The organism is Ruegeria sp. YTSA072 (genome assembly GCF_059610285.1).
In genome coordinates this window covers 208600-221689 of the sequence record NZ_JBXWNI010000004.1, presented here as the reverse complement: position 1 = coordinate 221689, position 13090 = coordinate 208600, and the positions used below count along the sequence as shown (strand labels likewise).

Genomic DNA, 13090 nt, shown 5'->3' with positions numbered 1-13090 from the left:
CCCGAATGAACCCCCAAGGCTAAGACACCAATGACCAACACCGATCCGTACCGCCCGGTTGATGACTCAGCCTGCCAAATGGCCCGCAACCTGATCGAAAACGCGACGTTCGGCGCTCTGGCCGTGCTGCGCCCAGATAGTGCGTTTCCTTCTGTGTCGCGCGTGGCACTAGCAACGGATAGTCAGGGGCATCCGGTCACGTTGATCTCAACCCTGGCCGACCACACCCGGGCACTGACCACCAATCCGGCCTGCGCCCTGTTGATTGGTGAACCCGGTGATAAAGGCGATCCGTTGACGCACCCAAGGTTGACGCTGCATGCCAACGCGCAGTTCGTCGTCAGAGAGACAGAGAAACACACCGCGCTGCGCGCGCGGTATGTGAGCCTTCGCCCCAAGGCCAAGCTCTATGCGGACTTCACCGATTTCGGGTTCGTCACGTTCACCATTTCCGATGCAGTTTTGAACGGCGGCTTTGGCAAGGCATGGCGCCTTGCCCCAACCGACATTTGGCCCGATCAGCGCACCACATGAACGGCGCAGGCCGCATGGCGCACGACGTGGTTGGTCGTAGAACCCAGCAACAGATCCTGCATCCCCGGACGGTGAGATGCCATGATGATCAGGTCAGGCTTATGTTCGACTGCCCAGTCAAGAATTGTCCGCCCCGAATGACCCTCGACCAGAACACCTTTGGCGTTGGGCAGTTTTTCTGCAAGCGCGTCCAGTTCCATCTGCAGCGCCTTGCGAGCTTCGACCAGATACTCGGGTGGCATGTAGGAAATGGCGTAGCTCGGAATATGCTCGACCACGTGCAGCAACGTGACCTGCGCATCCGATGTCGCCAGTATTTCGGCCAGCTTCAACGGCCCAGAGATATCCCTTTCGGCATCAAAGGAAATGGGGACAAGAATATTGTGATACATGACGCGCACCTCCGTTTTCACGCCTGAAGCCTGCACTATCTCAGGCCGTTAGGCATTGATTCAGATCAGGCTCCACCAAAGGTCCCGGCCACCTCATACATCACGGGCTCAAAACTTTTGCACAGCTCGTTAATTTGCCGATTGCGGTTTCGCATTTCCGTGGTGCGCAGCATGGCCAGAAAATCCTCGCGGCGTTCCCATTGCGAATAGTTGGCGATCCGCGTCTGCGCGTCATTCACGTGCAGTCCCGCGGCGACAAATCCGGGCTGTTTCGAGATGAACTCCGCATAAGCATCCGTCAGAGCTTCCAGCAGATCCTGGCAAGTGCCGGGCGTCATCTCAAAGGTCGTGATAACTGTCTGGACGCTGGCGTCTTTGGCAATCTTCGGCATCTGGATTCTCCTCTATCTGTTTCAAACCTAACATAGGTTTTGAAAAGGTCTTGTGTTTCCTTTGCCATTCAGCGGCGTAGAGTTCCCGCAGATTTGAGCCAAATCCTAACGATCCGTTAACCATGCTGGCGGATGCTGCGCGCATGCGCCGGGTTTCGATCATTCTAATTTTGCTGTTGGCAGCCTCGCCAGCCTGGTCTGGTGCTTGGTTGCGGGATAAGGGCGCAGCTTTTGTATCGACTACCGTAACGGCGTTTAAGGAACCGGATTACGGATACGACTACAAAGGGTCATTTTATGCCGAGTACGGGTTGCGAGAAAAGCTAACCCTTGGCCTGGACGTTGAAGAGCACCGCGACATTTATGGGCATGCTCTGGTGTTTGCCCGCTTGCCTGTCGCCGAATTCGAAAAGGCAGGGCGCTTTGCTGCCGAGATTGCAATCGGAGCCCATCATCGCCAGATGCGAGCCTGGGCCTTGTACAAAGCCACGCTTTCGTACGGCAAGGGGTTTCAAACCGGCTGGGGCAATGGCTGGATCGCCATTGATGCTGCGCTGGAGTTTCGAACGCATGATGCGGTATATCGCAAGTTGGACCTTACAGCAGGCCTGTCATCCCCGCGGCTTATTAACCCCCTGCTGCAGATCGAAACCGCGTACCAAAGCGACCAACCCCTGCACTGGAGGATCAAGCCTTCGATCATGATCCGCACCAAGGACAGCCCCACCACGTGGGTTCTAGGCTTGGAGCGCAATGATGCCCGCAAAAATACGGGCATCAGGCTGGCAATCTGGAATACATTCTAGAACGCCTGTGGCACGCGCCGCTTAGTATTCCATGCGCATGATGGCCGACACCGATCCACTGACAGGCAAAGGCCAACGTAGTTGGATAGTGTCATGATTTGCGCCCTGCTCTAGCTCGACATAGGGCGTGGCGTGAACGATCTGCCCGCCCGCATTTCTGAGCGGCCCCAGCACCGTAACCGCATCGCACCCGCGTGCCTTGCCGCCAAAGGGCAGCCGGCCGTCAGCAGGAATGGTCCAAACCGAGGATGCCGATTGTTGCGAGCGTCGGATCCGCAACGGGTTCTCCACCTTTGCGTTGATGCCATTGAACGTGTTGTCTTCGAAAATCACGTTCAGATGCGCCGAATGGTTCAGATCGGCAAAACTGGTATCGACCCGGTCGGCCCGGTCGATGCGACCACTGCTTGAACGGAATTTGTTCCCGGTCACGACCACTCCGTTCAAATAGTGCCCGGCCCCATGAGGGCGAATGACAATCTGACTGAACCACGGCGCGACTTCGCTGGCATAAAAAATGTTGTCCGAAATGGTCATCGAACTGAAGGAATACCCGCTCGTGTAGACCGGGTTTGCATCCCGTTCATTGGTCCATTCGACAAAGCAGTTATCGACATAATTCTCGGAAATGGTCGAGCTGTTATAGGTCCCGGTCATGATCAACCCGGCGCTGCGGATACCCTGCGGGATGCTGTCACCCTGGAAAAAGTGGTTGCCTAAGATCAGGTTGTTGGATCCGGCCAACACAGCAAAATGCAGGAACCGCACGGCGCGATTGTGCCGTAGTTTGATATCGTTAGCATTGGCATTCAACGCGATGGATTTGCGGTCAGACACGTTGAAGGATTCTTCGGTCGACAGGAACTGGCAATTGTCGATCAGCATCCCCTGACATCCGGTCCCGTGCGAGGTGATGCCCCGATCTTTGGGCCGGCTGATAAAGCAATTCGTCACCGCAAAAGTACTGCCGGACGGCGCAAGCCGGATCGCGCTGCTGCGACCGTTGCACTGAAATTCGATCTCTTCCATGCCAAATTTGCGCAAGGTACTGAAGCCACTGAAATCCAACAGGTATTTGAACGACTGGAACGTGAAGTTTTGCGTCCCCGCCGCATCAAAAAGCGGGTCATTCAGCCTGATCTCTCCGGCACCGACATCCTTGGAGCGCACATAGATTTCACGCCCAACACCATTGCCCTGCACCAGCGCGCCAACCGGAATGTTGGCGATGTTCTCCACATTAGTCAGCTTGGTCGAATCGGCCGGGTTGTAGGTTGCGACCGAGGTGAAGGTCTCGGTATCCCAGGCCGAGCTGCTTTTGACATCGAACTGCCCGTTACGGACGATGCGCCGGGTCGAAAAGCCGCCCTGCCGGTTCGGAACGGCAGCGGCCATGTCAATTGGCGCTGTGACCGAAATTTTGCGCCCGCCCATGTCGAGTGATTCATGATCCGAATTGTTCAACAATGCCTGAAACGCCTTTTTGAACGCCAGCTCCTCGTCCCCGAATGCTGCGATGTAAGCCGGAAGGTCGAAATTCTTTGTCAGCAACAACATCTTGTCGTCGGGCATGATGATAGTGCCCTCGAAATCCATCTCGGACGACATCGACGTGTTCTGCGCCAGCAAATAAGTGCCTTTCGGGACATAAATCCTGCGACCGCCAGTGGCCTGATCCGCTGCTTCGAACGCTACGGAATCGTCGACGACGCCATCGCCGATTGCACCATAGTCACGCACGTCGACAGTGCTGATCATTTCGCGCAGGAAGATACTGGTGACATCGGTAATCTCGATATCATCGACCCGAACGAGCGAACCATTGGCACCGTCGATGTTCAGACCGAAATGCCCATAAAGCGCTGCAACGCCCCAGGGCATATCGACGCCCGAGCGTTGACCATTGCCTACGATCGCTGTGATTTCGTGGACGGTGCCATAGCCCGATAGCTGCGTGACCGGCCCCTGATCGACCACACCGGGTACCTGCTGCTCTCCGGCCCCGCCCGCCCAAGCCGCAATACGCACCTGCGGCAAGGGACCGCTGATAGCTTTGACCCGCGCCTTGATTTGCAAATAGCATCCCGGGATCAGGGGCGTCTGTCCCATATAGCGAAGCTGTTGCGTGGCCTGCACTTTCAGGATTTCCAAACAACCGCCAAAATCCGGATCCGCCGGAACAAATGCCCCATTCGGTGCGCCGTTATAGGTTGGCGAACCTGGTGTCCCGTTGCCTCTGGACCAGACGCTCAGACCATTCGCAAAAGCAGGCGGCATGAAGACGATTCCGTCGGTGATTGCCTTGTTCATAGAAATCCCTTTCCCAATTACGCGCAGCAGGTCACCGCGCGCACAAACCCAGTGTCCGGGGCTGCCCGAACGCAAAAGTCTGAGTACCGAATAGGGATTAACCGCCGCTCATATCACCGTGACGATGGTGTTGCATCAAGCGGCCGGATCTGAGTTTCCCAGAAGCTGCACACCATTGATCTTCCAGCCGTTTTCCTTCTGAACCATCTGATAATCCAATACGTGCACTTGCCCGTTGCTATCCGTGATCATGACCTTCTGCCACAATGCGCCGGCAACCTCTCGCAGTTCCAGAAAGCGAACATCTGCAGGTCTCCAGACCATGGGATAGCCATTGCGAACCATCGCTCCGAAATTCTCAGGCGTTCCGAAAAAGCTCTGGATGTTGGGACTTGCGAAGGTAAAGGCAGTGGCAAAATCATCTGCCTTAAACGCCTGTATTTGCGCCGCAATATTTGCCTCGATCTCGGCACTTTGGGCAAACGCGCCCGTAGCCAGTCCGGCACTGAATGATACAGCAAGTAGTAAACGACGCATGGGGCCACCTCCTGTTGAAAGAGTAGCCCCATGCGGTTTCAGGTCAAATCAGGCCAGATCCCCGGCCAAAGCCTTGTCGATCAGTGCGATGGTTTCGGGCACGCCGTAGAGGGCGATAAACCCGCCAAAGCGTGGACCCTGCGAGGCACCCAGCAGCACCTCATAAAGCGCAGTGAACCAACCGCGCATCGGGTCGAACCGTTCCCGCCCGACGGAATAAACCACCGACTGCAGCGCCTCGTCCTCGACCGGGCCATCGTACGCCTCAAGCGCGGCTTTCAAAGCCTCCAGCGCTTCGCGTTCCTGATCGGTCGGCGCGCGGTGCTGGCGGGTGGGTTTGACAAAATCGTTGAAGTAACGCACGGCAAAGCCCGCAGCCTGATCCAGGTCAGGATGGGTGTCGGGTGTGGCCTCGGGCGCATAGCGACGGATAAAGCCCCACAGGGCCTCTTTATCCTCCGCCCCGGACACAGATGCCAGATTTAGCAGCATCGCGAAGGGCACCATCAATGTGGACGCGGGAACGTTTCCTCCGTGGATGTGCCAGACAGGGTTGTTTAGCTGTGCCTTCAGGTCCTGCCCCGGATAGGCGCGCAATTGCTGGTGGTATTCGTCATAGGCTTTCGGAATAACGTCGAAATGCATCCGCTTGGCCGTCTTGGGCTTTTGATACATGAAGTAAGTCAGGCTTTCGGTCGGCGCATAGGTCAGCCATTCGTCGATCGACACACCATTGCCCGAAGATTTGGAAATCTTCTGACCGTTTTCGTCCAGGAACAGTTCATACGAGAAATGCTCGGGCGCGCGGCCACCCAGCGCACGACAGATCGCGTCATAGATCTTTTCGTTCGTGGCGTGTTCCTTGCCGTACATCTCAAAATCGACACCCAAAGCAGCCCAGCGCGCGCCGAAATCCGGTTTCCACTGCAGCTTGACGTGGCCGCCTGTGACCGGAACGGTCCATTCCTTGCCCGTTTCATCGTCAAAGGTCACGGTGTAGGTCTCTGCACAGACCTTTTTCATCGGCACATACATCACCCGCCCACTTTCGGGGTGCAATGGCAGGAATATAGAATAGGTCTGCTTACGCTCGTCGCGCAGGCTTTTGAGCATGATCGCCATGATCTCGTCGTAACGCTCAACCGCGCGTTTCAGTATCTCGTCAAACTGACCGGATTCGTAGAATTCCTTGGCCGAATAGAACTCATACTCGAACCCAAAGGTATCAAGGAACCTTCGCAGCATCGCGTTGTTATGTTCACCAAAGCTGTCATGCGTACCAAACGGATCCGGCACCGAGGTCAATGGACGCTGCAAGTGCTGTTCTAAAATCTCGGGGTTTGGCACATTGGTTGGCACCTTGCGCATGCCGTCCAAATCATCCGAGAAACAGATCAGCTTCGTCGGGATGTCCGACAGCGCCTCGAATGCACGTTTGACCATCGTGGTCCGCGCAACTTCGCCAAACGTGCCGATATGCGGCAGACCTGAGGGACCATAGCCCGTTTCAAACAGCACGTATCCCTTTTCCGGAGCCCCTTTCTGATAGCGTTTGAGCAACCGGCGCGCCTCTTCAAAAGGCCAAGCCTTGGACGACATTGCGGTTTCACGCAGTTCAGACATCAGATTTGCTCCATCGGGAAAAACAGTGTCGGTCGCCCCATGCAACCGACCGACCCCTCCTATTGTGCCGGTGCAGCATGAGTCAATAAAGCGCGCTGTTTTTCCTGATGGATTGGCCGATTTAAGCGGTCAACTGGTCCAGTTTGGCAGCCCAGATAAAGTCGTTCTCACTCAGGCCATCTATTTCATGGGTCGTCAGTTTGACATCCACATAACCCCACCCGAAGCTGACATCAGGATGATGTCCTTGCTGATCAGCCAACCACGCGCAGAGATTTGCTAGATAGGTTGCCTTGGCAAAACCCTTGAACTTAAAATGCCTGCTCAGCATTTTTGCATCTGCATCCAACTGCCAATCAGCAGAAAGCTCGGCCATGTGGGTGTTAGCCTCATCGCGCGTTAAAGCCGGGATGCCGCCGGAACAGGGCGCACAAGTACGGTCCGACAGACTGCAGGTTTCTCCTGATGTGGTCATGATGCGCTTACTCCGCTGCGGTTGCTTTTTCCGGAAACTTGTTCGGCAGCAATCCAAGGGATTGAGCTTTGCGCACGTCCGCCAACAGGTCACGATCGGCGGCTGCGAACAACTCCTCGGGCGAGTCTAGCACGAAATAGCCCATCTGGTGCATGTCGATCCGATAGGGGGTACGCAGAATCGTCATGACATCGAACCGGTCCCGGTCGGGAATGTCACTCTCGACAGCATAGACAAGCTCGGTCGGCGAAGACGCGAGTCCGGATCCAAGCGCCTTGATGTTACCATCCTGAAGGCGCAACCCGAACTCGATCGAGAACCAATAAAGTCGGATGAGCCATGAGTAGTCTTTCTCACCGGCCTGAACCCCGGCTTTTCCGATGGCGTGGCTAAAGGCTGCAAAGCGGGGATCGCTCAGCAGAGGTGTATGGCCGAAAATCTCATGAAAAATGTCCGGTTCTTCGATATAGTCGAAATCCTCGCGCGACCGGATAAAGGATGCCGCGGGAAACACCCGGTCCGCCAACATGCCAAAAAAAGTCTTAAACCCGATCAGCGCTGGAACCGGCTGAACGCGCCACCCAGTCATATCCAAAAGCCGTTCAGAGATATCGGCACAGGACGGCACAGTGGTTTTTGGCAGGCCCAGTCTTTTCAACCCGTCGAGATAGTCCCGCGCCATATATCGCAGAACATTTTCCTCTTGGGCCGCGTACAGGTCGGCCCAAACCGCATCCTCTTCTGATGTGTACGCGATATGGCCGCGCTCATCGGCGATCTTTGCGAGATATTTGGTCGACTTGGGCATCACTTTTCCTCCTTGTGAAAAGTCTACTCTCGTGAATTGAGGAAATTGGTTTAAAATAGCAGGTAAATGTGAAAAATTTGGCAAATACGTATCACTAAGCGACAATTCATGAAACAAACGCTTCAATCTGCCGACATCTCTATTTTGCAAGAGCTTCAAATGGACGGCCGCCAGTCCATGCAGGACCTTGCGGATCGCACAGGGCTATCCGCGTCGCAATGTTGGCGGCGTGTGCGTGACCTTGAGGCCACTGATATAATCTCTGGCTACACAGCGCAGGTGCGCGCCAAATCTGTTGGGTTGAACGCCATCGCCTACGTCCACGTGGCTCTGCGCGAACATCAAGAGGACAGCATCAATGCATTCCTGCGCCTGATTGAAACCGAACCTCAGATCGTAGAGTGTGCCTCAATCACCGGGGATCACGATTTCATTTTGAAAGTCTATGCCAAGACGCCGGAAGAGCTTGAGCACTTCATTATGCAGCGGCTTTTGAAATCCGGCCTTGTGCGCGACACGCGCAGCAATTTTGTATTGCGACAAACCAAAACGCGCGGTCCCTTGCCCATTCTCTAGCCTCGCCGAAGCGAAACCCGTTGAACCTGCCCGCTTGCCCACCTATCGTGCTGACGCAGAAAGCCTAATCAGGACGACACCATGACCGAACAAGTACCCCACCCGATGTCCCCTCAGGATTGCCTTGTTGCGATCATGGTTGCGATCTCTGCATCTGATGAAACCATCCGCACAGCTGAGTTGGTCAAAATCGAAGGCGCGGTCAATATGCTGCCGGTTTTTGCCGAATATGACATCGATCGTACCCGCCGCGTTTCGCAAACCGTGTTTGACCTGTTTGAACAAGAAGACGGGCTGGATGCGCTGTTCGGCCTGATCCGCGACAACCTGCCCGAACGGCTGAACGAAACCGCCTATGCGTTGGCCTGTGATGTGGCCGCCGCTGATGGTTCGCTGGCGGAATCCGAGCTGCGCCTGCTTGAAGAAATTCGTTATGAGCTAAGCATTGATCGCCTGCATGCCGCCGCGATCGAACGCGGCGCGCGGGCACGTCACACCACCTGATCTTAGCTTCCGGCCATAGACCCCCAGCGCTCGATCAGAGCGCGTTGGAGTTTGCGCGAGCGATTGTTCCAGCTTCGCGCGCCTTGCGGTCGTTCGCGCTGCGCGCGCGGGATCGTGGCCCGATGGTCGACATCGGCGGTGAAAATGGCAAAGGCCAATTCGGAGCCGTCCGGCGTTGTGATGAAGCCGCCAAGACCAGAAACAAAATTCAGCGTACCGGTCTTGGCATCGACCTTGATCGGGTGATCTTTGACCGGCCGGCCCTGACTGTCCGCAAGGGTGAATTTTTTTAGCAATGGTTTCAATGCGTCCGCTTGTTTCGCCGCGACCAGTGCTGTCACCAAAGCGCCCGGTGCCATTCGGGACGCATCGCTTAGACCCGAGTGGTCCACCATCGCGATCCCCGTTACGCCATATGTCTCGGTCGCCCAACGGTTCATTTCGGCCGCAGAATCCGCCAAGGTTTGCAGATTTGCACCGCGCGCTTGCGAGGCCGCCATACCAACCATCTCAGCCGTCAGGTTGGTCGAGTACTTTAACATGCCGCGCAAGATACTGTCCAGCGGATCACTGTGATGCACCACAAGCAAGGTCCCCTTCGGCGCTTCGCGCATGACCTGCACGCGACCCAACTGGATCCCATTTGCGCGCGCCAGCGTCCTGAACACATCCCCCGCATAAAGCGCAGGCTTACGCACTGGCAACCACCGCGCCCCACCAGTGCCAAGCGCCCCTTGCGCCACGGTCCAGCGGTCTTGCCGCGCGCTGGATTCATAGGTGTAGATAGGCGCTTTTCGTTTCTCAACCTGCATAGAGGCCACATCGACCGACGGTTTGTACCGCGCGCTGCGCGCATCCATGGACACGTCATAACGGGTACCATCACGTTTCCACTCAAAGTGCACCCGGTTGAAATTCAACGATATGCCACTGATGGAAGGGCTATAGCCCAGATGATCCGGCTGCCCCGGATCGATACTGAACACATAAGGCAGCGCCCCCTCATAAACCTTGAACGCACCCTGAACCTCGGAAATCCCGGCCTCACGCAAATTCGCCGCCATATTGGCCAACGCATCGGTGTCCAGCAGCGGGTCGCCACCTCCCACAAGGATCAAGTCACCTTTCAGGATACCATTTTCGATCGGTCCATCCGCCATAAGGGCGGTCTCGAACCGGTAGTCCGATCCCAAGACATCCAACGCATAAAGAGCTGTCAGCGCCTTGGCCACGCTTGCCGGCGGCAGCCCCTGATCGCCGCTGAACTCTTCCAGCTGCGTGCCCGTTGTTGCATCCGCCACCGCGAACACCACCTCACCACGTAACCCGGCCGCTTGGACAAGTCGCTCGACCCTGGTCGGTACGTCGCCTCGCAATTGAGGGCGCAACGAGACCAAAGGCGCCTCGGCCAGCACAGCAGAAGGGATCAAAGCTGCCCCCAGCCCTGCTAAAAATCCACGTCGAGAAAATCGATCAGTCATAAGTCGAATAAAATCTCACAGATTAAATACGCACAACCACAGATATGGATTATGCGCGCATGGGGCTATTCCGGCAACACCTCAGCGCCCCAGCCACCGCGCTCCCGGATTTGGCTGGAACTTACATCGACCATCGGTACGTTCACGAAACACCACGCGGGCGCATCGGCGCGCCCCAGCAGACGCCGCGCCTGCCCATCTATGCGGTACTTGGCGTAAAGCCGCGCAGCAGGGGACATTCGCGCAGAAATCCGGTCGCCGGGGCGCGCAATCACACCGACAGGCACGCTGTCCATGATCAACCGCCAATTCTTCCACTTATGGAACTGCGCCAGATTATCCGCGCCCATGATCCAGACAAACCGCACTTTGGGATAAAGACGCCGCAGTTCGGCCAACGTATCCGCTGTTGCGCGCGTCCTGGTGAGCGCCTCGATATCCGTCACCTCGACCCCAGGGTGTTGCATCAGCCCACGCGCCACTGCCATTCGCTGCGCAAGCGGCGCAGGCCCCCGCGCCTTCAAAGGGTTGCCCGGAGACACCAACCACCAAACCCGATCCAGTCCAAACGCCTTCATCGCCTCAAGCGTGACATGCACATGCCCCTGGTGCGGCGGGTCAAACGACCCTCCGAACAGCCCGATGACCTGCCCGGGCCGCGCGTATGGAATACTAAAACGATCCATGCCTTGCTGATGTTCAGAACTGGACAACGTTGTCAATCAATCGGTCGAACCTCATCGCCCAGCTTGCCCCGCCCGGGCCGCAGCACTTCGGCGCACCATCCCCCATGGCCGCGCACGGCAGAGTACCCGCCTGTGCCCAGCGCCTCTTCCATCCGGCTGCAAGGCGCACAGATGATGGTGATGCGTAAAACGGCCTCCCCCACCTGCACCTCGCGCCCCTTGAGCGCCGCCAGATTGATCCCTGACACCACCAGATTGCGCCGTAGGATGTCCGGGGAGACGGCACCCCGCCCAAGATAGGATCCGATCGCCGCCAGATGTTCTTGCTGGATCAAAGTCACCGCCCGCTTGCCCGCGCGGCTGCGGTCGCCGTCGAGACCGTCATTGGAAATCACGACCTCGTTCACAACAACCATCTCCGACCGCCGCTCAGACCGAAGACCGATCCATTCAACATGACCCGGCTGCGACCAACCGGCAATGAGATCTTTTAAGGACAAAAAAGGCTCCGAGAATTTCACACCTCCCCTCATCTAGCAGTCTGGCCGTTCCCGAGGCAGCCGCTAATAGTAGCGCTGATTGATTTGTGAATTGGAGCCAAACATGCGCCTGACCATTCCCGAACCCAAAATCAAGCTCTTCAAAGATGGGTTTGACGAACACGATAAACTCTCACGCAAACCCACCGGCGAAAAACTATCGGAACTGGTTGAGCGCGTCGACGACCCACTTGTGATTGCTTTGGACGGAGCGTGGGGGGGGGGCGGCAAATCGTTATTCCTAAAGTGTTGGGTTGGAGATCATCTGAAACGTGACGGGAACACGACTCAAACCGTTTATTTCGACGCGTTCGAACATGACTTTCTGGACGATCCTTTGATTGCGCTGACCGGAGCGATTGCCGAACGGTTCGAAGAAGCAGATGACAAAACCGCTCAGAAGGCTTGGAAAAAAGCCAAACAAGTCGCCCCCGCCCTCGGCCGCGCGCTTGTGCGCACTGGGGTTTCAGTGGCAACGGCGGGCCTCGTAACTCAGGCAGACGAATTGGCAGATGCCGCTATCAACACCGTTTCCAGCGAGCTAGACGGCGCAATAGCCGAGTTCTGGAAAAGAGAGAGCGGAAAACGCGCAGCTATGGAAGGTTTCCGTAAAGCACTTATTGATTTGACAGAACCAAACGAGGATGAAACCCCAACACGAAAACTCATCGTTGTAATTGACGAGTTGGACAGGTGCCGCCCGGACTATGCACTTTCGCTGCTGGAGATCATCAAGCACTTCTTCAACGTATCAGGCGTTCACTTCGTATTGGGGGTAAACCTATCGGAATTGGAGAACAGTGTTCGTGTACGGTATGGGAGCAAAGTAGATGCGGCGACTTATCTTCAGAAGTTCTACTCTATCGTTATGAAACTGCCGCGACGCATTCAGTACACTCAGGACTATGAACTCTACTTCCTTCACGCGTCTGGCCAAATGCAGATACCCAAATCCATTCACGAAATGACAGGTGCGTTGCTAAAGCTTTACAAAGGTCCGACACCTATGACCCCAAGGACTATTCAACGGATTCTGTCAGTTCTTGCCTTGCTTCCACCAAACAGGCCGCAACACATTTCAGACGAGATATTGGTCACTGCAGAAATCGTGAAGGTTTGCGCTCCCGGCGTTTACGAAGCGATGAGACGCAACGAGGTAACGGTACAAAACCTGCAACAGGTTTTTAGCTTTGGTTCGGACGAACAGCACCTGTGGAATCTTGTATTGAAGGCTGCTTCTGGAAGCCAAGTGGAATGGGGACCAGGCCAGCTATTGATATCCGAGTATCTCCTTCCAGAAACATGTGACGAATATCTGGAGGTCTTTGACTCTAGCGCACTGGAAATCAGATAGTGCCGTTGCAATCATCCGCGATTGCCCCCATCCCAACCATCCGCTATCACACCGCCCAACTTGATTTCCCCGA

At 56.0% G+C, this 13090-nt stretch carries 15 protein-coding genes; 5 read left to right on the top strand and 10 right to left on the bottom strand.

The window, feature by feature from the left end; all coding sequences use genetic code 11:
* Positions 1–30: 30 nt before the first annotated feature.
* A complete protein-coding gene (locus tag AC2FIB_RS10040) occupies positions 31–534 on the top strand; it encodes a HugZ family pyridoxamine 5'-phosphate oxidase (protein WP_496734461.1) in 504 nt (167 codons plus the stop codon).
* Here AC2FIB_RS10040 and AC2FIB_RS10035 read toward each other — a convergent pair.
* Entirely contained in the window at positions 519–926 is a 408-nt protein-coding gene (locus AC2FIB_RS10035; RefSeq protein WP_496734460.1) for a universal stress protein, read from the bottom strand. The genes AC2FIB_RS10040 and AC2FIB_RS10035 overlap by 16 nt on opposite strands.
* A gap of 65 nt (positions 927–991) precedes the next feature.
* The gene (locus tag AC2FIB_RS10030) at positions 992–1318 is read right to left on the bottom strand and encodes an antibiotic biosynthesis monooxygenase family protein (protein ID WP_058278712.1); all 327 of its coding nucleotides are present in this window, start codon (positions 1316–1318) and stop codon (positions 992–994) included.
* Between the two features lie 122 nt (positions 1319–1440).
* Between AC2FIB_RS10030 and AC2FIB_RS10025 the strand changes: the two genes are divergently transcribed.
* Positions 1441–2124: a hypothetical protein gene (locus tag AC2FIB_RS10025; RefSeq protein WP_496734458.1), complete on the top strand. Its 684-nt coding sequence runs from the start codon at positions 1441–1443 to the stop codon at positions 2122–2124.
* A gap of 21 nt (positions 2125–2145) precedes the next feature.
* On the opposite strand, the gene AC2FIB_RS10020 is transcribed toward AC2FIB_RS10025, so the two are convergent.
* The 5 genes from AC2FIB_RS10020 to AC2FIB_RS10000 form a co-directional block, all read right to left on the bottom strand.
* Entirely contained in the window at positions 2146–4434 is a 2289-nt protein-coding gene (locus tag AC2FIB_RS10020) for a glycosyl hydrolase family 28-related protein (protein WP_496734456.1), read from the bottom strand.
* A 135-nt stretch (positions 4435–4569) separates the two neighbouring features.
* Entirely contained in the window at positions 4570–4971 is a 402-nt protein-coding gene (locus AC2FIB_RS10015; RefSeq protein ID WP_496734455.1) for a DUF4864 domain-containing protein, read from the bottom strand.
* Positions 4972–5019: 48 nt separating this feature from the next.
* A complete protein-coding gene (locus tag AC2FIB_RS10010; RefSeq protein WP_496734453.1) occupies positions 5020–6594 on the bottom strand; it encodes a lysine--tRNA ligase in 1575 nt (524 codons plus the stop codon).
* Between the two features lie 121 nt (positions 6595–6715).
* On the bottom strand, positions 6716–7069 hold the full coding sequence (locus tag AC2FIB_RS10005; RefSeq protein WP_496734452.1) for a 4a-hydroxytetrahydrobiopterin dehydratase: 354 nt from the start codon (positions 7067–7069) through the stop codon (positions 6716–6718).
* A 7-nt stretch (positions 7070–7076) separates the two neighbouring features.
* Positions 7077–7877, bottom strand: coding sequence for a phenylalanine 4-monooxygenase (locus AC2FIB_RS10000; RefSeq protein WP_496734451.1), 801 nt, complete (start codon positions 7875–7877; stop codon positions 7077–7079).
* A gap of 108 nt (positions 7878–7985) precedes the next feature.
* Between AC2FIB_RS10000 and AC2FIB_RS09995 the strand changes: the two genes are divergently transcribed.
* Together AC2FIB_RS09995 and AC2FIB_RS09990 are read left to right on the top strand one after the other, a co-directional pair.
* Positions 7986–8453 (top strand): Lrp/AsnC family transcriptional regulator, encoded by a 468-nt coding sequence (locus tag AC2FIB_RS09995; protein ID WP_496734450.1) that lies wholly within the window; start codon positions 7986–7988, stop codon positions 8451–8453.
* 81 nt (positions 8454–8534) lie between these two features.
* Complete coding sequence (locus AC2FIB_RS09990) at positions 8535–8957, top strand: tellurite resistance TerB family protein (protein WP_058273455.1); 423 nt, start codon at positions 8535–8537, stop codon at positions 8955–8957.
* Positions 8958–8959: 2 nt separating this feature from the next.
* Here the strand turns inward: AC2FIB_RS09990 and dacB are convergent, their stop codons facing one another.
* From dacB to AC2FIB_RS09975, 3 genes are all read right to left on the bottom strand, one after another.
* Entirely contained in the window at positions 8960–10438 is a 1479-nt protein-coding gene (dacB, locus tag AC2FIB_RS09985) for a D-alanyl-D-alanine carboxypeptidase/D-alanyl-D-alanine endopeptidase (RefSeq protein WP_496734448.1), read from the bottom strand.
* 65 nt (positions 10439–10503) lie between these two features.
* Positions 10504–11124 carry a nicotinate-nucleotide adenylyltransferase gene (locus AC2FIB_RS09980; protein ID WP_496734446.1) on the bottom strand — a complete coding sequence of 207 codons (621 nt, stop codon included), beginning with the start codon at positions 11122–11124 and terminating at the stop codon, positions 10504–10506.
* A 32-nt stretch (positions 11125–11156) separates the two neighbouring features.
* Entirely contained in the window at positions 11157–11540 is a 384-nt protein-coding gene (locus tag AC2FIB_RS09975; RefSeq protein WP_496734444.1) for an MOSC domain-containing protein, read from the bottom strand.
* 187 nt (positions 11541–11727) lie between these two features.
* Here AC2FIB_RS09975 and AC2FIB_RS09970 point away from each other — a divergent pair, with 187 nt between their 5' ends.
* A complete protein-coding gene (locus tag AC2FIB_RS09970) occupies positions 11728–13017 on the top strand; it encodes a KAP family P-loop NTPase fold protein (protein ID WP_496841985.1) in 1290 nt (429 codons plus the stop codon).
* Positions 13018–13090 lie beyond the last annotated feature (73 nt).